The organism is Hydrogenophaga sp. FG152 (genome assembly GCF_057809615.1).
This window is the reverse complement of record NZ_JBMDKH010000021.1, coordinates 1-20,894: the sequence shown is the minus strand read 5'-3', so window position 1 is coordinate 20,894 and position 20,894 is coordinate 1. Positions and strand designations below refer to the sequence as shown.

The 20,894-nt window shown below is 67.8% G+C and carries 23 protein-coding genes; 19 read left to right on the top strand and 4 right to left on the bottom strand.

Annotation, left to right across the window (positions count from 1 at the left end):
* The first annotated feature begins 50 nt into the window (after nucleotides 1–50).
* Nucleotides 51–1,031: an alpha/beta hydrolase family protein gene (locus tag ACODTB_RS21860; RefSeq protein ID WP_291113031.1), complete on the top strand. Its 981-nt coding sequence runs from the start codon at nucleotides 51–53 to the stop codon at nucleotides 1,029–1,031.
* On the opposite strand, the gene phhA is transcribed toward ACODTB_RS21860, so the two are convergent.
* Nucleotides 953–1,807 carry a phenylalanine 4-monooxygenase gene (gene phhA, locus ACODTB_RS21855; protein ID WP_488929721.1) on the bottom strand — a complete coding sequence of 285 codons (855 nt, stop codon included), beginning with the start codon at nucleotides 1,805–1,807 and terminating at the stop codon, nucleotides 953–955. The two genes, ACODTB_RS21860 and phhA, sit on opposite strands and share 79 nt — an antisense overlap.
* 11 nt (nucleotides 1,808–1,818) lie before the next feature.
* Nucleotides 1,819–2,940, bottom strand: coding sequence for a 4-hydroxyphenylpyruvate dioxygenase (hppD, locus tag ACODTB_RS21850; protein WP_291113028.1), 1,122 nt, complete (start codon nucleotides 2,938–2,940; stop codon nucleotides 1,819–1,821).
* A 116-nt stretch (nucleotides 2,941–3,056) separates the two neighbouring features.
* Between hppD and ACODTB_RS21845 the strand changes: the two genes are divergently transcribed.
* From ACODTB_RS21845 to ACODTB_RS21795, 11 genes are all read left to right on the top strand, one after another.
* Entirely contained in the window at nucleotides 3,057–3,530 is a 474-nt protein-coding gene (locus ACODTB_RS21845; RefSeq protein ID WP_291113027.1) for an Lrp/AsnC family transcriptional regulator, read from the top strand.
* An 88-nt stretch (nucleotides 3,531–3,618) separates the two neighbouring features.
* Nucleotides 3,619–4,353, top strand: coding sequence for a GNAT family N-acetyltransferase (locus ACODTB_RS21840; protein ID WP_291113025.1), 735 nt, complete (start codon nucleotides 3,619–3,621; stop codon nucleotides 4,351–4,353).
* A 93-nt stretch (nucleotides 4,354–4,446) separates the two neighbouring features.
* Nucleotides 4,447–5,313, top strand: a complete 867-nt coding sequence (locus tag ACODTB_RS21835) for a CorC family transporter (protein WP_291113023.1) — start codon at nucleotides 4,447–4,449, stop codon at nucleotides 5,311–5,313.
* 62 nt (nucleotides 5,314–5,375) lie between these two features.
* On the top strand, nucleotides 5,376–7,205 hold the full coding sequence (gene lnt / locus ACODTB_RS21830; RefSeq protein ID WP_291113021.1) for an apolipoprotein N-acyltransferase: 1,830 nt from the start codon (nucleotides 5,376–5,378) through the stop codon (nucleotides 7,203–7,205).
* Nucleotides 7,206–7,309: 104 nt separating this feature from the next.
* Nucleotides 7,310–8,215 carry a glycine--tRNA ligase subunit alpha gene (glyQ, locus tag ACODTB_RS21825; protein WP_291113019.1) on the top strand — a complete coding sequence of 302 codons (906 nt, stop codon included), beginning with the start codon at nucleotides 7,310–7,312 and terminating at the stop codon, nucleotides 8,213–8,215.
* Nucleotides 8,216–8,236: 21 nt separating this feature from the next.
* Nucleotides 8,237–10,357, top strand: a complete 2,121-nt coding sequence (gene glyS / locus ACODTB_RS21820; protein WP_291113018.1) for a glycine--tRNA ligase subunit beta — start codon at nucleotides 8,237–8,239, stop codon at nucleotides 10,355–10,357.
* Between the two features lie 7 nt (nucleotides 10,358–10,364).
* A complete protein-coding gene (gene gmhB / locus ACODTB_RS21815; RefSeq protein ID WP_291113016.1) occupies nucleotides 10,365–10,949 on the top strand; it encodes a D-glycero-beta-D-manno-heptose 1,7-bisphosphate 7-phosphatase in 585 nt (194 codons plus the stop codon).
* A gap of 25 nt (nucleotides 10,950–10,974) precedes the next feature.
* The gene (locus ACODTB_RS21810; protein WP_291113039.1) at nucleotides 10,975–11,715 is read left to right on the top strand and encodes a lysophospholipid acyltransferase family protein; all 741 of its coding nucleotides are present in this window, start codon (nucleotides 10,975–10,977) and stop codon (nucleotides 11,713–11,715) included.
* An 8-nt stretch (nucleotides 11,716–11,723) separates the two neighbouring features.
* Nucleotides 11,724–12,614: a M48 family metallopeptidase gene (locus ACODTB_RS21805; RefSeq protein WP_291113014.1), complete on the top strand. Its 891-nt coding sequence runs from the start codon at nucleotides 11,724–11,726 to the stop codon at nucleotides 12,612–12,614.
* 89 nt (nucleotides 12,615–12,703) lie between these two features.
* On the top strand, nucleotides 12,704–13,111 hold the full coding sequence (locus tag ACODTB_RS21800) for a MerR family transcriptional regulator (RefSeq protein ID WP_291113012.1): 408 nt from the start codon (nucleotides 12,704–12,706) through the stop codon (nucleotides 13,109–13,111).
* Between the two features lie 71 nt (nucleotides 13,112–13,182).
* Entirely contained in the window at nucleotides 13,183–13,548 is a 366-nt protein-coding gene (locus tag ACODTB_RS21795; protein ID WP_291113010.1) for a DUF1304 domain-containing protein, read from the top strand.
* A 1-nt stretch (nucleotide 13,549) separates the two neighbouring features.
* Here the strand turns inward: ACODTB_RS21795 and ACODTB_RS21790 are convergent, their stop codons facing one another.
* On the bottom strand, nucleotides 13,550–13,978 hold the full coding sequence (locus ACODTB_RS21790; RefSeq protein ID WP_291113008.1) for a VOC family protein: 429 nt from the start codon (nucleotides 13,976–13,978) through the stop codon (nucleotides 13,550–13,552).
* Between the two features lie 68 nt (nucleotides 13,979–14,046).
* Between ACODTB_RS21790 and ACODTB_RS21785 the strand changes: the two genes are divergently transcribed.
* Nucleotides 14,047–14,643, top strand: coding sequence for a TetR/AcrR family transcriptional regulator (locus tag ACODTB_RS21785; protein WP_291113006.1), 597 nt, complete (start codon nucleotides 14,047–14,049; stop codon nucleotides 14,641–14,643).
* Here ACODTB_RS21785 and ACODTB_RS21780 read toward each other — a convergent pair.
* Complete coding sequence (locus tag ACODTB_RS21780; RefSeq protein ID WP_291113004.1) at nucleotides 14,623–15,231, bottom strand: IMPACT family protein; 609 nt, start codon at nucleotides 15,229–15,231, stop codon at nucleotides 14,623–14,625. The genes ACODTB_RS21785 and ACODTB_RS21780 overlap by 21 nt on opposite strands.
* Before the next feature lie 109 nt (nucleotides 15,232–15,340).
* Between ACODTB_RS21780 and ACODTB_RS21775 the strand changes: the two genes are divergently transcribed.
* The 6 genes from ACODTB_RS21775 (at nucleotide 15,341) to ACODTB_RS21750 (ending at nucleotide 20,804) form a co-directional block, all read left to right on the top strand.
* Complete coding sequence (locus ACODTB_RS21775) at nucleotides 15,341–15,802, top strand: PaaI family thioesterase (protein ID WP_291113002.1); 462 nt, start codon at nucleotides 15,341–15,343, stop codon at nucleotides 15,800–15,802.
* A 32-nt stretch (nucleotides 15,803–15,834) separates the two neighbouring features.
* The gene (locus ACODTB_RS21770) at nucleotides 15,835–17,016 is read left to right on the top strand and encodes an isovaleryl-CoA dehydrogenase (RefSeq protein ID WP_291113000.1); all 1,182 of its coding nucleotides are present in this window, start codon (nucleotides 15,835–15,837) and stop codon (nucleotides 17,014–17,016) included.
* Nucleotides 17,017–17,050: 34 nt separating this feature from the next.
* Nucleotides 17,051–17,710, top strand: a complete 660-nt coding sequence (can, locus tag ACODTB_RS21765) for a carbonate dehydratase (RefSeq protein WP_291112998.1) — start codon at nucleotides 17,051–17,053, stop codon at nucleotides 17,708–17,710.
* A 64-nt stretch (nucleotides 17,711–17,774) separates the two neighbouring features.
* Nucleotides 17,775–18,959, top strand: coding sequence for an acetyl-CoA C-acyltransferase (locus ACODTB_RS21760; RefSeq protein ID WP_291112996.1), 1,185 nt, complete (start codon nucleotides 17,775–17,777; stop codon nucleotides 18,957–18,959).
* Nucleotides 18,960–18,975: 16 nt separating this feature from the next.
* A complete protein-coding gene (locus ACODTB_RS21755) occupies nucleotides 18,976–19,644 on the top strand; it encodes an SDR family oxidoreductase (protein ID WP_291112994.1) in 669 nt (222 codons plus the stop codon).
* Between the two features lie 26 nt (nucleotides 19,645–19,670).
* Nucleotides 19,671–20,804: an acyl-CoA dehydrogenase family protein gene (locus ACODTB_RS21750; protein ID WP_291112992.1), complete on the top strand. Its 1,134-nt coding sequence runs from the start codon at nucleotides 19,671–19,673 to the stop codon at nucleotides 20,802–20,804.
* The last annotated feature ends 90 nt before the right edge of the window (nucleotides 20,805–20,894 follow it).

The following is a 20,894-nucleotide window of genomic DNA, read 5'->3' as shown; positions in this document are numbered from 1 at the left end:
GCGGTGTACCAGTCTAATTCGGACAGCCCACTCCGTGAGATAGTTCGGCCATGTCCCCTCCGACGCAGACGCCCCCAAGACACGTTCGCCGCTCCAGCCTGGCCCGCTTGCAGCAGGCGCTGGTGCTCGGTACGTTGGTGTTCGTGGTGGCTTGGGTGTTCTTCTGGTGGCCGCGATCCCCCACGGTGGCTGTGGTGGGCGCCCTGTTGTTGCTGGGCGGCTATGCCTTGGTGCTCGCCCTGGAGGGTCTGGCCGCAGCCCGGCTGAACCGGGGCGATGTCGCACCTCCGGCGGGATGGCCGGGTTTGGCGGGTGCTTGGTGGCAGGAGGTCCGCGTGGCGCCGCAGGTGTTTGCCTGGCGCCAGCCCTTCTTTTGGGCAAGCCTGCCGGACGACGTCGACCCGCGCCAAGGCACAGTGCCCGCCGTGGTGTTCGTGCACGGCTTCGTGTGCAATCGAGGCCTGTGGTTGCCCTGGATGCGCCGCTTGCGCAGCCAAGGCGTGCCCTATGTGTCGGTCAACCTGGAGCCGGTGTTCGGCGACATCGACGACTACGTGCCCCTCATGAGCGACGCCGTGCGGCGCGCCCTGGCCCTCACGGGCCGCCCCCCGGTGCTGGTGTGCCACAGCATGGGTGGCCTTGTTGCGCGGGCGTGGCGGGCGGCCGAGCCGGACACGCCGGTGCACCAGGTCATCACCATCGGCAGTCCGCACCGAGGCACCTGGCTGGGGCGCTTCAGCCGTGTGGCCAACGGCCGGCAGATGCGGCAGGACGGGCACTGGCTGGCCGCCTTGGCCCGGCGCGAAGCGCAGATCCAGCCGCAGGACACCTATGCCGACTTCGTGTGCTGGTATTCCAATGCCGACAACATCGTGTTCCCGGCTTCCACCGCTACCTTGCCCGGGGCCGACAACCGGCTGGTGCCCGGCGCGGCCCACGTGGCGTTGGCCTTTCACCCCAGGGTAATGGACGAGTCGCTGGCGATCGTGGCGTCGGCCGGCAGGTCGCCGAGCGAACGCACCGCCTTGTAGAGCGGCGCGAAGTCGGGCGCGGTCATTTCGAACAGCTGGTTGAAGCTCTCGATGACGAAGTAGGTGGCCTGGTAGTCGTCGATCTTGTAGCGCGTGCGCATGCAGCGCAGCAGATCGAGCGCGATGCGCTGGGGTTGCGGGCTGGTGACACTGTGGCGCAGTTCGCCCGACGAACTCAGGATGCCGGCGCCGTACGCGCGCAACCCGTCGTCCTGGCGGATCAGGCCGAACTCGATCGTGTACCAATACAGCCGCGAGAGCAGCTCGCCGGCGCCCAGGTCGTGGGCCTTCAGGCCGCCCGCCCCGTAGCGTTGCACGTAGTCGGCAAACACCGGGTTGAACAGCAGCGGCACATGGCCGAAGAGGTCGTGGAACACATCGGGCTCGACGATGTAGTCGAACTCGGCCGGCGTGCGAATCCAGTCGGTCACCGGGAAACGGCGGTTGGCCAGCAGGTCGAAGAAGGGCCGCTCGGGAATCAGGCCGGGCACGGCCACGATTTCCCAGCCTGTCGCGGGCTTGAGGCGTTCGTTGATCTCTTCGAAGCGGGGAATGCGGTCCTTCACGCCCAGCGAAGGGAGGGCCTCGATGAAGGCATTGCAGGCCAGGCCCGGCAGCAGCGCAGTCTGGCGCTCGTAGAGGCGGTGGTAGGTGTCATGGTCGGCCTCGGTGTACGAGGCCCAGTTCTGCGGGCAGGTGTAGTCGCCCCGCGCACGCGAGTAGTCGCCGCGAGGCGGGCGGTCGCTGGCGCCATAGACGACGGGTTCAACGGCCATCGCGTCTGCCCTCAGGCCTTGAGCACGCCACGGCGCACCTGGTCGAGCTCCATGGTCTCGAACAGGGCCTTGAAGTTGCCTTCGCCGAAGCCCTGGTTGCCCTTGCGCTGGATGAACTCGAAGAAGATCGGGCCGAGCTGGTTCTCGCTGAAGATCTGCAGCAGCAGTTCACCGGGTGTGCCGTCCACCAGGATGTTGCGCTGCTTCAGGGCCTCGAGGTTTTCGCCGTGGCTCGGGATGCGCTTGGGCAGCAGCTCATAGTAGGTCTCGCTGGTGTTGAGCAGCTTCACGCCGCTGAGTTCGAGCGCGTCCACCGTGTCGTACAGGTTGGTCGAGCCCATGGCGATGTGCTGGATGCCCTCGCCGTGGTACCGGTCCAGGTACTCCTGGATCTGCCCCGATTTCTCGTTGCCTTCTTCGTTGATCGGGATGCGGATCTTGCCGCAAGGGCTGGTCATGGCCTTGCTCTTCACGCCGGTCGCCTGGCCCTCGATGTCGAAGTAGCGCACCTCTCGGAAGTTGAACAGGCGTTCGTAGAAGCCCGCCCACTCCTCCATGCGGCCGCGGTGCACGTTGTGCGTCAGGTGGTCGATGTAGGTCAGGCCGTGGCCGACGGGGTTGAGTTCGGCGCCGGGCAGGGGCTCGAAGTCCACGTCGAAGAAACCGATGTTGCCAATGTCGCCCGTCTTGGCGCCGTTCTTGCCGCGCCACTTGTCGATGAAGTAGATGATCGAATCGCCGATGCCCTTGATGGCCGGGATGTTCAGTTCGCCCGGCCCGGCCGATTGCGCATAGCCCCAGGCGCCGAGTGAGATGGCTCGTTCGTAGGCCGCCTTGGCATCGGCCACGCGGAAGGCGATCGCGCACACGCTGGGACCGTGCAGGCGCGCGAAGCGCTGCGCGAAGCTGTCGGGTTCGGCGTTGATGATGAAGTTGATCTCGCCCTGGCGGTACAGGGTGACCGCCTTGTGGCGATGCCTTGCGATCGCCTTGAAACCCATGCGCTCGAACAGCGCGCCCATGGCCACGGGATCGGGCGCCGCGTACTCGATGAATTCGAAGCCGTCCGTGCCCATGGGGTTGTCCCATGGGGGGGCGGCGGCCTGGGCGGCGGCGGGCAAGGGCGTGTTCATGGTGGTCTCCGTTGTGTGTGGGCAGTGGGCCACTGTATCGGCGCAGGGTGTCACGATTCCGGCGTTTTGGGGCGCGCCATTCGTCAGAATTGCAGGAATCTTGCAAAATGGCGCCTATGGAAGCACTGGACAAGCTTGATCGCCACATTCTGCGCAGCCTGCAGGCCGACGGCCGCGCCACCTACGACCAGATCGCGGAAGCGGTGGGCCTCTCGCCCAGCGCGGTGCTGCGCCGGGTGAAGCGGCTGGAGGAGGCGCACGTCATCGACCGCTATGTGGCCCTGGTGCGGCCTGAGGCGGTGGGGCTGGGGCTGACCGCCCACGTGAGTGTGAGGCTCGAAAAGCACTCCGACAGCGCCAAGCGCAACCCCATGGACCTGTTCCGCGCCAGCGTGCTGTCGTGGCCCGAGGTGGTGGAATGCGCCGCGCTCACGGGCGACATGGACTTCCACCTGCGCTTGGTGGTGGCCGACATGGCCGCCTATTCGCGCTTCATCATGGACACCCTGCTCAAGCACCCCAGCGTGCAGGATTGCAAGACCAGTTTCGTGATGGACCGCGTGAAAAGCACCACGGCTTTGCCGTTGTGAGGGAGTTTTCGTCCCCGTCCGTCGGGTTCCCGCGGGTTTAGGGGTTTGCGTCCTTGCTGTTATAGGGATAACCCGTACATTCGTGCCCATGGTTGATCCCACCCGCTGGTTCAAGTCGACGCCGCTGCAGGCGCAGGCCGAGGTGCGCGCTTCGTCGTCCACCGGCGGCACGCCCGAGCGCGGGGACAAATCGAACCCGGTGATGGTGCCGATCCGGTCGATCGGTCCCGGGCAGATCGACCGCATCGAGGCGCACCTCCTGGAACTGGATACGAACGATCGCTACCTGCGCTTCGGGTATGCGGCCAACGACGAGCAGATCCGCCGCTACGTGGCGCAGCTCAATTTCGACCGCGACGAGCTCTTCGGCATCTTCAACCGCCGGCTCGAGCTCATCGCCATGGCCCACCTCGCCTTCTCGCTCGACCCCCAGTACACCAGCTGCGCCGAGTTCGGCGTGTCGGTGGTCAAGCATGCGCGTGGACGGGGTTACGGCGGCCGCCTGTTCGAGCGCGCCGTCATGCACGCGCGCAACGAGGGCGTGCAGATGCTGTTCATCCATGCGCTGTCGGAAAACACAGCGATGCTCAAGATCGCCCGCCGTGCTGGCGCGGTGATTGAGCGCGACGGCTCCGAGTCCGAGGCGCACCTGCGGTTGCCGCCAGCGGACTTCGACTCCCGCGTGACAGAGATGGTCAATGAGCAGGTGGCCATCACCGACTACCACCTCAAGGCCCAGGCCAAGCAGTTCTGGGGCTTTCTGTCGGTGCTGCAGGACATCCGCCAGGGCGTGCGCGAAGCACGCGAACGCGTCCGGGGCTGAGCCCGGCCGGGGCCGTGGGGCTCGCGCGGCTTTGCGCGCCGACACCCGCATGGGGTATCCTTCCGCCCTGTTACAACCTCCCCCCATCCTTCAGTGGCCGACTCCCCTCCCAGTAGCGGGCCGCAGCGCAGCCTGCGGCATGCCGACAAACGTGGTTTTCTGCAAAAGCTTGCGGAATTCATCCATCCCGGACCGGATTCCAAGGACGAGCTGATCGAAACCCTCGCCGAGGCCGAGGACAACGACATCATCAACGCCGAGTCGCGCGTCATGCTCGAAGGCGTGATCCGCATCGCGGACATGACCGCCGGGGATGTGATGGTGGCCACCCCACGCATGGATGTGCTGGACATCGATGCGCCCTTCGACGAACTGCTGCACCTGGTCATCGACACCGCGCACTCGCGCTTTCCAGTGTTCGAGGGCGAGCGCGAGAACATCATCGGCATCCTGCTGGCCAAGGACCTGCTCAAGCTGCAGCGCGCGCCCGCGCTCAACATCCGCGCGCTGTTGCGCCCGGCCACCTTCGTGCCCGAAAGCAAGGGCCTCAACGACCTGCTGCGCGAGTTCCGCGGCAACCGCAACCACCTGGCGATCGTGATCGACGAGTTTGGCCGCGTGGCAGGCCTTATCACCATCGAGGACGTGCTCGAGGAAATCGTCGGCGAGATCGAAGACGAGTTCGACGTGGCCGAGGACGATGGCGACATCTTCGCCCTGGCCGACGGCACCTGGCGCGTGAGCGGCGACACGCCGATCGAGCGCATCAACGAATCCTTCGGGCTGAAGCTGTCCGAAGAGGACTTCGACACCATCGGCGGCATGATCGCCCACGCCATGGGCCACGTGCCCAAGCGGGGCGAGGTCCATGAGCTCGACGGCCTGCGCTTCACCGTGCTGCACACCAAGGGCGGCGCGGTGAAGTGGTTCAAGGTCATGCCCGTGCCGGGCGAGGCCTGAGCCCGCCCAACCCCATGCGAAGCCTTTTCGGGTCACTCCACACGCCGTCGAGTTTCAACCCGATGAGCCGCCGCCCGCCCGGGCGCAGCGCGCGCGGCAGCGGTTTCGCCTGGTTCCTCGTGTGTCTGCTGGGCGGTGCCTTGCAGGCGACCTCCATCGCCTGGCCTTTCGCGGGCTGGGGCCTGCCGGGCACTGTGCAAGGCCAGCCCAATGGCTGGTGGCAGATCGCCTCGCTGGCGCTGCTGGTGCTGGCGCTGCAGTACGCCACCCGGGTGGGGCAGGCGGTGTGGCGCGGCTGGGTGTTTTCCACCGTCTGGCTGGCGGGCACCTTCTGGTGGCTGTTCATCTCCCTGCACACCTACGGCGGCCTGCCCGCCTGGCTGGCGGTGCTGGCCGTGCTCGCGCTGGCGGGGCTGCTGTCGGTCTACTACGCGGTGGTGGTGGGTTTCCTCTGTGCCTGGGCGCCGGTGTCGCGCACCGCACAGGGGCTGATGTTTGCCTCGCTCTGGACGCTGGCCGAACTGGCGCGCGGCCACTGGTTCACCGGTTTCCCCTGGGGCGCGGGAGGCTACGCGCACGTTGACCTGATGGCCCCTTGGGCACCGCTGGTGGGGGTCTATGGCATGGGCTTCCTGGCGGCCGTGCTGGCCTATTCGGTGGCCTCCATCGTCTCCGGCCTCTGGCGGCGCTTCAGCGTCTGGATGCAGTCGCCCGTCAGCCGGCCGGTGGGCCGGACGGCGGGGGGCATGGTGGCGCCGGCACCCCGCGTGCAGGCCCGGCTGGTGCCGGGTCTGGCCGATGGCTGGCCCGGTGTGTTGCGGTCGCTGGCCCTGTTCCTGGTGGTGGGCGTTCTGCTGGTGAGCCTGATCGGCGGCGGCGCGGCGTGGCGCGGCCTGGGTCACCAGGACACTGCCGCGACGGGCGAACTGCGGGTGTGGCTGCTGCAGGGCAACATCGCCCAGGATCAGAAATTCGAGCCCGGCACGGGCGTGGCCCAGGCGCTGAACTGGTACCCCCAACAGATCACCGAAGCGGTGCAGGCCGCGCGCAGTTCCGCCACCGGCCCGCATCTGGTGGTCGCGCCGGAAACCGCCATTCCCCTGCTGCCCGGCCAACTGGGCCCCGACTTCTGGCAGCCGTTGCTCGGGCATCTGGCCGAGCAACCGGCCGGCACCGGCGTGGGTGCGCTGGTGGGCTTGCCGTTGGGCAGCCTGGATCAGGGTTACACGAACTCGGTCTGGGGCATCAACGCGGGCTCGGCAAATCGCCTGCAAGGACAGCCTCGGCTGGACACGCCGGACAACGGCCTGTACCGCTATGACAAGCACCACCTGGTGCCTTTCGGCGAGTTCATTCCGCCGCTGTTCCGCTGGTTCACCGACCTCATGAACATCCCGCTCGGTGACTTCAACCGGGGCGCCCTGGCGCAGCCGGCCTGGGCGGTGTCGGGGCAGCGCGTGGCGCCCAACATCTGTTACGAAGACCTGTTCGGCGAAGAGCTCGCGGCCTCGTTCCGCGATCCCACGGCCGCGCCCACCGTGCTGGTCAACTTGAGCAACATCGCCTGGTTCGGCGACAGCATCGCGATCGACCAGCACCTGCAGATCTCGCGCCTGCGCGCGATCGAGCTGGGCCGGCCCATGCTGCGGGCTACCAACACCGGCGCCACGGCCGTCATCGACCACCAGGGCCAGGTCACGCACCAGCTGCAGCGGCTCACGCGCGGCCGCCTGGAGGCCACGGTGCAGGGGCGCAGCGGCGTCACGCCGTACGCACAGTGGACCGCGCGCTGGGGCCTGGTGCCCCTGTGGGTGGTCTGCGCCGTGCTGGCGCTGCTGATCGCCTCCACCCGCAACCTGGGCCGCCGGGGCGGGCGCACCCGCCGCCGCTGAGCGCGCCCGTAAAATCGGGCACTTGGGGCATTCCAGGCGCGATGCCGCGCCACGCTCCCTCCCAGACCATCCCTTGGCCGGGCTTCGTTCCCGGCTTCTTTCGCATGTTGACCTTCCAGCACATCATTCTGAAACTGCAGTCCTATTGGGACGCCCAGGGCTGCGCGCTGCTGCAGCCCTACGACATGGAGGTGGGTGCCGGCACCAGCCACACCGCCACCTTCCTGCGCGCGCTCGGCCCCGAGCCCTGGAAGGCCGCCTACGTTCAGCCCAGCCGCCGCCCCAAGGACGGCCGCTACGGCGAGAACCCCAACCGCCTGCAGCACTACTACCAGTACCAGGTGGTGCTCAAGCCCGCGCCGAGCAACATCCTCGAGCTCTACCTCGGCAGTCTGGAGGCCCTGGGCTTCGACCTGAAGAAGAACGACATCCGCTTCGTCGAGGACGACTGGGAGAACCCCACACTCGGCGCCTGGGGCCTGGGCTGGGAAGTCTGGCTCAACGGCATGGAAGTGACGCAGTTCACCTACTTCCAGCAGGTGGGTGGCATCGACTGCAAGCCCATCACCGGCGAGATCACCTACGGCCTGGAGCGCCTGGCCATGTACCTGCAGGGCGTGGACAACGTCTACAACCTCAAATGGACGGACACGCTGAGCTATGGCGACGTCTACCTGCAGAACGAGAAGGAACAGTCGGCCTACAACTTCGAGCACAGCGACGCCGAGTTCCTCTTCACCGCCTTCAACGCGCACGAGAAACAGGCCAAGCACCTGATGGAGCAACAGCTCGCGCTGCCCGCCTACGAACAGGTGCTGAAGTGCGCGCACAGCTTCAATCTGCTGGACGCGCGCGGGGCCATCAGCGTGACCGAGCGCGCCGCCTACATTGGCCGCATCCGCAACCTGGCGCGTGCTGTCGCGCAGAGCTATTACGAGAGCCGCGAGCGCCTGGGCTTCCCCATGGCGCCGCGCGAGTGGGTGGAACAGATGGTAAAGAAGGCCGCGTGAGCGCCGGGTGAAAGAACAAGAATGACCGCACAGAACCTGCTCGTTGAGCTGTTTGTCGAAGAGCTGCCGCCCAAGGCGCTGAAGAAACTCGGCGATGCCTTCGCCACGGTGCTGGGTGACCAGCTCAAGGCCCAGGGCCTGGCGCCGGCCGATGCGGCCGTGACCGCCTTCGCCTCGCCGCGCCGCCTGGCCGCGCACGTCACCGGCGTGCTGGCGCGCGCGGCCGACAAGGCCGTGTCGCAAAAGCTCATGCCCGTGAGCGTGGGGCTGGACGCCAACGGCCAACCCACGCCCGCCTTGCTCAAGCGCCTGGCCGCGCTCGGCGCCGACGCGTCGGCCGTGGCCGGTCTCAAGCGCGCGCCGGATGGCAAGGCCGAGGCCTTGTTCCACGACAGCGTCGCGCCGGGGGCCGAGCTGGCTAGCGGCCTGCAGAAGGCGCTGGACGAAGCCATTGCCAAGCTGCCGATCCCCAAGGTCATGAGCTACCAGCTCGAGACCGATTGCGAACTGCCCGGCTGGAGCAGCGTGAACTTCGTGCGCCCCGCGCACGGCCTGGTCGCGCTGCATGGTGGCAGCGTCGTGCCGGTGAAGGCGCTGGGGCTGACCGCGCGCCACACCACGCAGGGTCATCGCTTCGAGGCCCAGGTCTCGCCGGTGGTGCTGAAGGACGCCGACAGCTACGCCGCCACGCTCGCCAAGGACGGTGCGGTGATCGCCTCGTTCGCCGAGCGCAAGGCCGAGATCGCGCGCCAGCTCGCGGCGGCCGCAGCGAAGGTAGGGGGCGGTTGCCGGCCGATCGAGGACGACGCACTGCTCGACGAAGTGACCGCGCTGGTCGAGCGGCCCAACGTGCTCATCTGCGAGTTCGAGACCCAGTTCCTCGATGTGCCGCAGGAATGCCTCATTCTCACGATGAAGGCCAACCAGAAGTATTTCCCGCTGCTGGATGCGCAGGGCAAGCTGACCCACCGCTTCCTGGTGGTCAGCAACATCAGCCCGGCGGACCCGAGCGCGGTGATCGGCGGCAACGAGCGCGTGGTGCGCCCGCGCCTGGCCGATGCCAAGTTCTTCTTCGACCAGGACCGCAAGAAGACGCTGGCCTCGCGCGTCGAAGGCCTGGGCAAGGTGGTCTATCACAACAAGCTGGGCACACAGGGCGAGCGCATGGAGCGCGTGCGCGCCATCGCCCGTGCCATCGGCCAGCAACTGGGGGGCGAGGTGCTCGCGCAACAGGCCGACACTGCCGCGCAGCTCGCCAAGACCGACCTGCTCACCGACATGGTGGGCGAGTTCCCGGAGTTGCAGGGCATCATGGGTGGCTACTACGCGCGCCACGATGGCCTGACCGAGGACATCGCCTTCGCGATCGAAGACCACTACCGTCCCCGCTTTGCCGGCGATGAGCTGCCGCGCAACATGGCGGGTGTGGTGGTGGCGCTGGCCGACAAGCTGGAGACCCTGGTTGGCATGTTCGGCATCGGCAACCTGCCCACGGGCGACAAGGACCCGTTCGCGCTGCGCCGGCATGCGCTGGGCGTGGTGCGGATGCTGGTCGAGAAGAACCTTCCGATCGATCTGAGCGCCCTGTTGCAATCGGCCGTGCCCGCTTTCGGCGCCCTGATCACCGACCCCAGTGCGGCCTTGTCCGACTTCATCTACGACCGCCTCGCCGGTGGCCTGCGCGAGCAGGGCTACAGCGCCCAGGAAGTCGATGCCGTGCTGGCCCTGCGCCCGTCGCGCCTGGGCGAGGTTGCCTTGCGCCTGCAGGCCGTGCGCGCTTTCGCCGCGTTGCCCGAAGCGCCCGCGCTTGCCGCTGCCAACAAGCGCATCGCCAACATCCTCAAGAAGGCCGAAGGCGAGGGTGCTGCGGTGCAGGAAGCGTTGCTGGTCGAGGCCGCCGAAAAGGGTCTGTTCGACGCCATGCAGGCCACCGTGCCCGCCGCCAACGCGAAGTTCGACGCCGAAGACTACACCGGCTCGCTGCAGGCGCTCGCCGCGCTGCGCGCGCCGGTCGATGCCTTCTTCGACGGCGTGATGGTCAACGCCGACGACCCCGCGCTCAAGGCCAACCGCCTCGGCCTGCTGCGCGAGTTGCACCAGGCCATGAACCGCGTGGCCGACCTGTCCCGTCTGGCGACCTGACACCGCCATGAAGCTGCTCATCCTCGACCGCGACGGCACGCTCAACCGCAGCCGGGACGATTACGTCGCCTCGCCGGAGGAGTGGGAGCCATTGCCCGGTGCGCTCGAGGCGGTGGCGCGGCTCAATCAGGGTGGCTGGCGCATCGTGCTGGCCACCAACCAGTCCGGCATCGGTCGGGGCCTGTTCGACATGGCTTCGCTCAACGCCATCCACGCCAAGATGCACCGCCAGCTGGCCGCGGCGGGGGCGCGCGTGGAGGCGGTGTTCATGTGCCCGCACGCGCCCGAAGACGCGTGTGCCTGCCGCAAGCCCGCGCCCGGCCTGTTCCTGCAGATCGGCGCGCGGTTCGGCATGCCGCTGGCCACGGTGCATGCGGCCGGCAACGCGATGCGCCACGTGCGCGCGGCCGCCGCCGCGGGCTGCCGCACCCATTTGCTGATGACGGGCAAGTCCGAACACCTGCGGGGCCGCCTGGGCTCGGGGGCGGCCATGGACCTCGCGGCGCTCGCGCCCGACCTGCCGCCCGGCACGCATCCCCACGACGACCTCGGCGCCTTCACCGACTGGCTGCTCGCGCAGCCCACCACCTGATCCTCGGTTCCCCAACATGATCCTCATCCATCTGCTGCGCTCGGTCCTGCACACCCTGTTCATGGCCGTGACCGTGGTGCCCTGGGCGCTGGCGGTGCTGGTCGCTGCGCCGTTTCTCAACAGCACGCAGATCTACTGGATGTGCGCGGGCTGGCTCAAGCTCGCGGTGGCCAGTGGCCAGCTGATCCTGGGCATCCGCAACGAGGTGATCGGCTTCGAGAACCTGCCGGTGGGCAGCACCGCGCCGGCGGTGCTGCTGCTCAAGCACCAGTCCACCTGGGAAACCTTCTGCATGCCAGCGCTGATGCCGCACCCGCTGGCCTACGTGTTCAAGAAGGAACTGCTCTACGTGCCCTTCTTCGGCTGGGCCATGAGCCGCATGGACATGATCCACATCGACCGCAGCAAGCGTGCCCAGGCCTTCAACAGGGTGGTCGAACAAGGCCAGCGCCTGCTCAATCAGGGCACCTGGGTCATCATGTTTCCCGAGGGCACGCGCATCCCGCGCGGCCAGAAGGGCCAGTACAAGAGTGGTGGCACGCGGCTGGCCGTGGCCACGGGAGCGCCGGTGATCCCGATTGCAGTGACCTCGGCCAAGTGCTGGCCGCGCAAGGCCTTCATCAAGCGGCCGGGCACGGTGGAGTTCTCCATCGGCAAGCCCATCCCCAGCGCGGGCCGTGAGCCCGACGAGCTGATGCGTGAGGTCGAGGCCTGGATCGAAGCGGAAATGCGCCGGCTCGATCCCGAGGCCTACCGCGCCGCCTGAGCACCGCCATGCAGCGCTTCGTGCAACTGGCGCTCGACTTCCTTGGCGCACCCGCGCCCGAGCCCCAGCGGCCCGCATCGCCGCCACCTCCGCCCGCGGTGGCCGCCCCCCCGGCCCTGCCCATGACCCAGGTGTTCCAGCCGGCGGCCTGGCACCATCCGCGCGCCAACCGCATGCTGCGGCTCGGCGCCTGCGAGGTGGCCTACGAATTCAAGCGCGGCAAACGCCGCACCATCGGACTGTCGGTCAGCACCGACGGCTTGAGCGTGAGCGCGCCGCGCTGGACGCCGGTCGGCGAGGTCGAGGCGCTGCTGCACGACAAATCGGCCTGGGTGCTGGAGAAGCTGCAGAGCGCCCGCCAGCGCGCCGGCGAGATGGAGCAGGCGCGCATCCGCTGGGCCGATGGTGTCGAGTTCGACTACCTCGGTGAGCGCATGCGCTTGGTGCTCGACCCCACGCACACCTTCACGCAGGTGGGCGGGGTGTTCGAGCCGGCGCCGGGTGGCCTGGCGACGCTGCGCATGGGGCTGGCGCGAAATGCGCAGGAAACGCAGATCCGCGACGCCGCGCAGGCCTGGCTGATGAAGCGGGCCAAGGCCTTGTTCACCGAGCGCCTGGACCACTTTGCGCCGCAACTGGGCGTGCGCTACAGCAAGCTGCGCCTGTCCAGTGCCGGCACGCGCTGGGGCAGCGCGAGCGCCGACGGGTCGATCCGCCTGAACTGGAGGCTGATCCACCTCAAGCTGGACATGATCGACTACGTCGTGGTGCACGAGCTCAGCCATCTGCGCCACATGGACCACAGTCCGCAGTTCTGGGATGTGGTCGCGAGTGTGCTGCCCGATCACGCCCAGCGCCGCCGTGAGCTGCGCGAGGCGGCCGTGCCGCTGGACGAATGACACCCTGGCGCGCGGGTCTCGCCGCAGAGCGATTCCGTTAAGATCGCCGCCTGACGTTGACGTAAACGTCAAATAACAGGGCACCCCCCATGGCGACGAACCCGACCTACACCATCAGCGACCTGGCCCGCGAGTTCGACCTGACCACGCGCGCCATCCGCTTCTATGAGGACATGGGCCTGCTGCAGCCGCAGCGCGAAGGCCCGGGGGGCCGCAACCGGGTCTACACCTCGCGCGACCGCACGCGCCTCAAGCTCACCCTGCGCGCCAAGCGCCTGGGGCTGTCGCTGACCGAGGCCAAGGACATCATCGACATGTACGACAGCCCGCGCGACACCGGACCGCAACTGCGCAAGTTCCTCACCGTGCTGGCCGACCACCGCCACCAACTGGAGGAGCAGATGGCCGATCTGCTGGCCAACCTCGATGAGGTGAAGACGCACGAGAAGGAAGCCCGCGCCCTGCTGGGCAAGATCGAAAAAAGCCCCAAGGCCTGACGGCCGGGGTAAGCTGCCGGCGTCCGTGGCCATGGGGCCGCGTCCTTGAAGAAAAGTGAAAGGCCGTTGCCATGTCCGTGATCGCCAGCATCGTCGTTGCGCTCGTCGCGCTGCTGCACTTCTACTTTCTCGTGCTCGAGATGTTCCTGTGGGACAAGCCGGCTGGCATGCGCGCCTTCGGCCAGACGCCCCAGTCGGCCGCGGCCACCAAGGTGCTGGCGGCCAACCAGGGGCTGTACAACGGCTTTCTGGCCGCCGGCCTGCTCTGGGGCCTGTGGCTGGGCCCCGAGGGCTTTGGCGTGAAAGTGTTCTTCCTGCTTTGCGTGCTGATCGCCGGCCTCTACGGCGCGGTCACGGCGAGCCGCAAGATCCTCTTTGTGCAGGCGCTGCCCGCCGCGCTGGGGCTCGTGCTGGTCTGGCTTAGCCGCACGGCCTGATCTAGGTCGCGACGGCGCCCCCGGTGTACAGGCGCAGGAATTCCTCGCTCGGGGGGATCGGTTTGATCACATCGATCAGCACGCCGTCGGGTCCTTGCACGATGAAGTGGCGCTGGCCGAAGGCTTCGTCCCGCAAGCCGAGCAGCACGGTCAGTCCCTGGGCGATCGCGCGCTCGTATTCCGCGTCGACGTCGGCCACCTCGAAGTTGAGCAGCACCCCCGAGGCCCGGCCACCCCGCGCGCTGGCCGGGATCGTGCTGTGCGTGCCATCGAGGATGGCGAGGTTGACGGCCGGGTCTTCGCTGGATTGCAGGTGCACGTACCAGCCGCAGTCGAACAGGCTGGTGAAGCGGAAATGGGTTTCGTAGAAGCGGGCCGTCTCGGCCACGCGGTCGGTCATGAGAACGGGATAGTACGAGGTGGATTTCATGGCGGGTCTCCAGTAAAAACATACATACAATATGCATGTAATTTCAATATAACATACAGACTGCATGTATGCAAAAGACCTTTCCTCCGCAGCGGCGTTCCCAAGGTGAACGCACCGACGCCACCCGCGCCGCGCTGGTGAGTGCGGCGCGGGCGCTGTTCGAGGCCCGGGGCTTCGCCGCCACCGGCACGCCCGAGATCGTCGCGGCTGCGAACGTGACCCGAGGCGCGCTGTACCACCATTTCACGGACAAGACCGACCTGTTCCATGCCGTGGCCCGTCAGGTGGCGCAGGAGGTGGCGGACGAGATCGCGCAGCGTTCGCGGCACCAGCCGAGTCCGGTGGACGCGCTGCTGGCGGGCGCCCAGGCCTATTTCGCCGCCATGGCCGAGGTTGGCCGCGCCCGCCTCTTGCTGCTCGAAGCCCCGGCCGTGCTGTCGGCCGAGCAGGTGCTCGGCTTGAGCGACCTCGCGGGCTTCAATGCTTTGCAAGAGGGTTTGCAGAACGCGCTGAAAAACCGCCCCGAGGCCGTGCCCTTGCGCGAACTCAGCGTGCTGCTATCGGCGGCATTCGACCGCGCGGCGCTGGCGATCGCCCGGGGAGAACCTGCCGCGCCCTATGAGCAGGCGGTCCGTCTGCTGCTGTCAAGCCTCGTCCCGGTCTGAGGCCTCTTCGAGCCAGACCACACGGCCCTGGCCGGCGTCGTTGAGACGCGTCACCAGGGCGTCGGCCTGCGGTTCGGGCACTTGCAGCGACACCGCCACGCCGTCGCCATGCAGCGCTTCGACCAGGCGCGCGCCGTGGCCGTCGAGCTCGCGGCGCAGCCAGCCTTCCAGCGCGTAGGGCAGCACGCAGCGCAGCGCGCGCCAGTGCACCAGCGGCACCTTGTCGGCCTGCAGCAGCGCCTGGGCCACGCTGTCGGTGTAGGCGCGCACCAGGCCGCCCGCGCCCAGCGGCGTGCCGCCGTAATAACGCACCACGGTGGCGAGCACGCCCTCCAGGTCCTGGTGGCGCAGCACCTCCAGCATGGGCCGCCCGGCGGTGCCGCCGGGTTCGCCGTCGTCGTTGGCGGCGGAGTGGCCGCCGGCCATGAGCGCCCAGCACACGTGGGTGGCGCTCGGGTGTTCGGCGCGCAAGGTCGTCACCCGCCGGAGCGCCGAAGCGCGGTCCGCCATCGGCTCCACGCAACCGATGAAACGGCTTTTCTTGATCAGGCTTTCGCTGTGAACCGGGGCGGACAGGGTGTAGGGCATGGGGCGTCGAGCATAGCCCTGTGGCCGACGCGGCTCGGCACCGTGGAAATTGACGTTTACGTAAACGTCAACGTAGAATCGCGGTTCACTGCCTGTTGCGAGACACCCCTTGACCTCTCCCACCTTCGAGCCGCGCCACGCCGGTTTTGACCAGCGCACGCGCGAGAGTTTTGCGCACCAGTCCGCCATGCGCACCCTGGGCGCCACGCTGGCCTCGGTGGCTCCCGGCCGGGTCGAGATCACCTTGCCCTGGGCCGAGCCGCTGACCCAGCAGCACGGCTTCCTGCACGCGGGCATGGTGGCGACCGCGCTCGACTCCGCGTGCGGCTATGCCGGCTTCACGCTGATGGCGTTGGAGGCCGCGGTGCTCACCATCGAATTCAAGATCAACCTGCTGGCGCCCGCGCAAGGCGAAAGCTTCCGCATGGTCGGCACGGTGATCAAGCCTGGGCGCACCGTCACGGTGTGCGAAGGCCACGCCTATGCCATCGACGGCGGGCGCGAGAAGCTGATCGCCACCATGGGCTGCACCCTCATGGCGGTGGTCGGCCGCGACAATATCCAGGGCTGAGCCCTTTCCCCAAACACCCCACGGAGACCCCCATGACCAACCTGCCCGGCCTGAACTTCCAGCTTGGAGAAGACATCGACGCACTGCGCGACGCGGTGCGCGATTTCGCGCAGGCCGAGATCGCGCCGCGCGCGGCCGAGATCGACCGCGCCGACCAGTTTCCCATGGACGTGTGGCGCAAGATGGGCGACCTGGGCGTGCTGGGCATCACCGTGGGCGAGGAATACGGCGGCGCCAACATGGGTTACCTGGCCCACATGATTGCCATGGAAGAGATCTCGCGCGCCTCGGCCAGCGTGGGCCTCTCGTACGGTGCGCACAGCAACCTGTGCGTGAACCAGATCAAGCGCAACGGCAACGACGCCCAGCGCAAGAAGTACCTGCCCAAGCTCATCAGCGGCGAGCACGTGGGCGCCCTGGCCATGAGCGAGCCCGGCGCGGGCTCGGACGTGATCAGCATGAAGCTCAAGGCCGAGGACAAGGGGGGTTATTACCTGCTCAACGGCAGCAAGATGTGGATCACCAACGGCCCGGACGCCGACACCATGGTGGTCTACGCCAAGACCGAGCCCGAGATGGGCGCGCGCGGCGTCACCGCCTTCATCGTCGAGAAGGGCATGAAGGGGTTCTCCACCGCGCAGAAGCTGGACAAGCTGGGCATGCGCGGCAGCCACACCGGCGAGATGGTGTTCAACAACGTCGAGGTGCCGGCCGAGAACATCATGGGCGGCCTGAACAACGGCGCCAAGGTGCTGATGAGCGGGCTCGACTACGAGCGCGCCGTGCTCACCGGTGGTCCGCTGGGCATCATGCAGGCCGTCATGGACAACGTGGTGCCCTACATCCACGACCGCAGGCAGTTCGGCCAGAGCATCGGCGAGTTCCAGCTGATCCAGGGCAAGGTGGCGGACATGTACACCGTGCTGCAGGCCGGCCGCTCGTTCGCCTACACCGTGGCCAAGAACCTGGACCTGCTTGGCACCGAGCACGTGCGCCAGGTGCGCAAGGACTGCGCCTCCGTGATCCTGTGGTGCGCGGAGAAAGCGACCTGGATGGCCGGCGAGGGCATCCAGATCTATGGGGGCAACGGCTACATCAACGAGTACCCGCTGGGTCGCCTGTGGCGCGACGCCAAGCTGTACGAGATCGGTGCGGGCACGAGCGAAATCCGCCGCATGCTGATCGGCCGCGAACTGTTTGCAGAGACGATGTGAAGGCCCGGGCCTTCTTGAGCGGACAATCCCACCCATGAGCAACGATCTTCAACACCTTCTCGAACACAACCGCCGCTGGGCAGCCCAGGTCGAGGCCGAGCGCCCCGGCTTCTTCACCAAGCTCTCGCAGCAGCAGAGCCCGCGCTACATGTGGATCGGCTGCTCCGACAGCCGCGTGCCGGCGAACCAGATCACCGGCCTGGACCCGGGCGAGGTCTTCGTGCACCGCAACGTGGCCAACGTGGTGGTGCCCACCGACCTGAACTGCCTGTCGACGGTACAGTACGCGGTCGACGTGCTCAAGGTCGAGCACCTGATGGTGGTGGGCCACTACGGCTGCGGCGGCGTGCTCGCCGCGTTGCGCGACACGCGCGTGGGTCTGGCCGACAACTGGCTGCGCCACATCAAGGACGTGCGCGACCGCCATTCCGCCCTGATCGCGGGCCTGTCGGAGAGCCACCGGCACGACGCGCTGTGCGAACTCAACGCCATTGAGCAGGTCGTCAACCTGGCACAGACCACCGTGGTGCAGGACGCCTGGAGCCGGGGCCAGTCGCTGGCCTTGCACGGCTGGGTCTACGGCCTCAAGGACGGCCTCGTGCAGGACTTGCAGATGACCGTGCGCGGCAACCCCGATCTCGACGCGGTCTACCTGCGCGCCATCGAAGGCGTGGCGGTGCGTCCACGCGACTGAGTTCCACAGGGCCGCGTGTGCCGGCCCGCCCCCCTTTCACTTTTGTTCAGCAGGAGTTTTCACCATGTCCGCAGATCCCATCGTCATCGTCGGCGCCGCGCGCACGCCCATGGGCGCGTTCCAGAGCGATTTCGCCAGCCTCTCGGCCCACGACCTCGGTGGCGCGGCCATCCAGGCTGCGGTGCAGCGCGCCGGGGTGGACCCGGCCCAGGTGGACGAAGTGCTGTTCGGCAACTGCCTCATGGCGGGCCAGGGCCAGGCGCCCGCGCGCCAGGCCGCGTTCAAGGGGGGCCTGCCGAAGTCGGCCGGCGCCGTCACGCTGTCCAAGATGTGCGGCTCGGGCATGAAGGCCGCCATGCTGGCGCACGACATGCTCGACGCCGGCAGCGCCAAGGTGATGGTTGCAGGGGGCATGGAAAGCATGACCAACGCGCCCTACCTGCTGCAAAAGGGCCGGGGTGGTTACCGCATGGGCCACGACAAGGTGTACGACCACATGATGCTCGACGGCCTGGAAGACGCCTACGAGGCCGGCCGCTCCATGGGCACCTTTGGGGAGGACTGCGCCGCCAAATACAGCTTCACGCGCGAACAGCAGGACGCGTTCGCCATCGCGTCGGTCACGCGCGCCAAGGCCGCCACCGACAGCGGCGCCTTCGCCGCCGAGATTACGCCCGTTACCGTGAAGGACCGCAGCGGCGAACGCGTGGTGTCCACCGATGAAGGCCCGGGCAAGGTCAAGCTCGACAAGATTCCCGCCCTCAAGCCCGCCTTCAAGAAGGACGGCACCATCACCGCCGCCTCCAGCTCGTCCATCAACGACGGTGCCGCCGCGCTGGTGCTGATGCGCGAATCCACCGCGAAGCAGCTCGGCGCTAAGCCGCTGGCGCGCATCGTGGCCCATGCCACGCACGCGCAGGAGCCGAACTGGTTCGCCACCGCGCCCGTGGGCGCCACGCAGAAGCTGCTGGAGAAGACCGGCTGGCAGGTTGGCGACGTCGATCTGTGGGAGATCAACGAGGCCTTTGCCGTGGTGCCGATGGCGCTCATGGCCGAGCTGAAGATCCCGCACGAGAAGGTCAACGTCAACGGCGGCGCCTGCGCGCTGGGCCACCCCATCGGCGCCAGTGGCGCGCGCATCCTGGTCACGCTGCTGCACGCTCTGAAGGCGCGGGGCGGCAAGAAGGGCGTGGCCACCCTGTGCATCGGCGGTGGCGAAGCCACTGCCATGGCGATCGAACTGACCTGAGGCCCGGCGCACCACCATGCTCACCGTGCTGGTGATCGGTGCGTCTCGCGGCATCGGCCTGGAGATGGTGCGTCAGTACCTGGAGACGGGTGAGCGCGTGATCGCCACGGCTCGCGACGACGCCGGCCTGGAGCGCCTGCGCGAGCTCGGTGCCGAACCGCTGCGCGTGGACGTGGCCGACCCCGCCAGCGTGAGCGGCCTGGCCTGGTCGCTTGATGGCGAGGAACTCGACGTGGCCCTGTACGTGGCGGGCGTGCTCGACCCCCACAGCGCGAAGATGCCGCCCACGCGCGAGGCCTTCGACCGCGTGATGCACGCCAACGTGCTCGGCCTGATGCAGGCCATGCCCCAGGTGATGCCCGCGGTCGAGGCGGCCGGTGGGGTGTTCGCGGCCTTCTCGAGCGAAATGAGCCAGGTCGGCCTGGTGGACGGCAGCGACGCCTGGCTGTACCGCGTGAGCAAGGCGGCCGTGAACATGGCCGTGGCCAGTGCCCGGCACAGTTACCCGGGCGCCACCTGCGTGGCGCTGGACCCGGGCTGGGTGCAGACCGACATGGGAGGCGGTGCCGCGCCGCTGACGGTCGAACGCAGCGTGGCCGGCCTGCGCCGCGTGCTGGCCTCGCTCACTCCCGAAGACAACGGCCGCCTCATCCACCACGACGGCCGGCGCGCCGCCAGCTGGTAACCCTCTCTCCTGCGAAAGACGCTTCCATGCCGCTCAACCAAGACCAACTCATGATCCGCGACGCGGTGCGCAGCTTTGCCCAGGAGCAGTTGTGGCCGAACGCGGCGAAGTGGGACAAGGCGCACCACTTCCCGAAGGATGTGCACCAGGGCCTGGCCGAACTCGGTGCCTATGGCATCTGCGTGCCCGAGGCGCTGGGTGGCGCGGGGCTGGACTACGTGACCCTGGCCGTGGTGCTGGAAGAAATCGCGGCCGGTGACGGTGGCACCAGCACCGCGATCTCGGTCACCAACTGCCCGGTCAACGCCATCCTGATGCGCTACGGCAGCGCGGCCCAGCAAGAGCGATGGCTGCGCCCGCTGGCGGCTGGCCAGATGCTGGGTGTGTTCTGCCTCACCGAACCGCACGTGGGTTCCGACGCGTCGGCGCTGCGCACGACGGCGGTGAAGCAGCCAGGCGGCGACTACGTGATCAACGGCGTCAAGCAGTTCATCACCAGCGGCAAGAACGGCCACCTGGCGATCGTGATCGCGGTGACGGACAAGGGCGCGGGCAAGAAGGGCATGAGCGCCTTCCTGGTGCCCACCGACACACCCGGTTATGTGGTGGCACGGCTGGAGGACAAGCTGGGTCAGCACAGCAGCGACACGGCGCAGATCAATTTCGAGAACTGCAGGGTGCCGGCCGAGAACCTGATCGGCGGGGAAGGCGAGGGCTACCGGATCGCGCTGTCGGCGCTGGAAGGCGGTCGCATCGGCATTGCGGCGCAGAGCGTGGGCATGGCGCGCAGTGCGTTTGAGTGCGCGCTCACCTATTCAAAACAGCGCGAGAGCTTTGGGCAGCCGATCTTCAACCACCAGGCGGTCGGTTTCAAGCTGGCCGAGATGGCGACGCAGATCGAGGTGGCGCGCGCCATGGTGCATCACGCGGCGGCCCTGCGCGACGCCGGAGAGCCCTGTCTGAAGGAGGCCGCCATGGCCAAGCTGTTCGCCAGCGAGATGGCGGAGAAGGTGTGTTCGGACGCGATCCAGGTGCATGGGGGCTATGGCTACGTGAGCGATTTCCCGGTGGAGCGCATCTACCGGGATGTGCGGGTGTGCCAGATCTACGAAGGCACTTCGGATGTGCAGAAGATCCTCATTCAACGGGCTCTGGCCTGATTTTTCTCTCTCCGGCGGGGCGGTCTTCGGCCGTGGGGGTGGCCGGCTCCGCTCATGTCCTCCGAACCGGCTTCGCCGGTTCTCCCCCTT

Bases quoted from the DNA above. Each gene is read 5' to 3' on its own strand.
- ACODTB_RS21860 (WP_291113031.1), top strand. From the start codon at position 51: ATGTCCCCTCCGACGCAGACGCCCCCAAGACACGTTCGCCGCTCCAGC.
- phhA (WP_488929721.1), bottom strand. From the start codon at position 1,807: ATGGCCGTTGAACCCGTCGTCTATGGCGCCAGCGACCGCCCGCCTCGC.
- hppD (WP_291113028.1), bottom strand. From the start codon at position 2,940: ATGAACACGCCCTTGCCCGCCGCCGCCCAGGCCGCCGCCCCCCCATGG.
- ACODTB_RS21845 (WP_291113027.1), top strand. From the start codon at position 3,057: ATGGAAGCACTGGACAAGCTTGATCGCCACATTCTGCGCAGCCTGCAG.
- ACODTB_RS21840 (WP_291113025.1), top strand. From the start codon at position 3,619: ATGGTTGATCCCACCCGCTGGTTCAAGTCGACGCCGCTGCAGGCGCAG.
- lnt (WP_291113021.1), top strand. From the start codon at position 5,376: ATGAGCCGCCGCCCGCCCGGGCGCAGCGCGCGCGGCAGCGGTTTCGCC.
- glyQ (WP_291113019.1), top strand. From the start codon at position 7,310: ATGTTGACCTTCCAGCACATCATTCTGAAACTGCAGTCCTATTGGGAC.
- glyS (WP_291113018.1), top strand. From the start codon at position 8,237: ATGACCGCACAGAACCTGCTCGTTGAGCTGTTTGTCGAAGAGCTGCCG.
- gmhB (WP_291113016.1), top strand. From the start codon at position 10,365: ATGAAGCTGCTCATCCTCGACCGCGACGGCACGCTCAACCGCAGCCGG.
- ACODTB_RS21805 (WP_291113014.1), top strand. From the start codon at position 11,724: ATGCAGCGCTTCGTGCAACTGGCGCTCGACTTCCTTGGCGCACCCGCG.
- ACODTB_RS21800 (WP_291113012.1), top strand. From the start codon at position 12,704: ATGGCGACGAACCCGACCTACACCATCAGCGACCTGGCCCGCGAGTTC.
- ACODTB_RS21795 (WP_291113010.1), top strand. From the start codon at position 13,183: ATGTCCGTGATCGCCAGCATCGTCGTTGCGCTCGTCGCGCTGCTGCAC.
- ACODTB_RS21790 (WP_291113008.1), bottom strand. From the start codon at position 13,978: ATGAAATCCACCTCGTACTATCCCGTTCTCATGACCGACCGCGTGGCC.
- ACODTB_RS21785 (WP_291113006.1), top strand. From the start codon at position 14,047: ATGCAAAAGACCTTTCCTCCGCAGCGGCGTTCCCAAGGTGAACGCACC.
- ACODTB_RS21780 (WP_291113004.1), bottom strand. From the start codon at position 15,231: ATGCCCTACACCCTGTCCGCCCCGGTTCACAGCGAAAGCCTGATCAAG.
- ACODTB_RS21770 (WP_291113000.1), top strand. From the start codon at position 15,835: ATGACCAACCTGCCCGGCCTGAACTTCCAGCTTGGAGAAGACATCGAC.
- can (WP_291112998.1), top strand. From the start codon at position 17,051: ATGAGCAACGATCTTCAACACCTTCTCGAACACAACCGCCGCTGGGCA.
- ACODTB_RS21760 (WP_291112996.1), top strand. From the start codon at position 17,775: ATGTCCGCAGATCCCATCGTCATCGTCGGCGCCGCGCGCACGCCCATG.
- ACODTB_RS21755 (WP_291112994.1), top strand. From the start codon at position 18,976: ATGCTCACCGTGCTGGTGATCGGTGCGTCTCGCGGCATCGGCCTGGAG.
- ACODTB_RS21750 (WP_291112992.1), top strand. From the start codon at position 19,671: ATGCCGCTCAACCAAGACCAACTCATGATCCGCGACGCGGTGCGCAGC.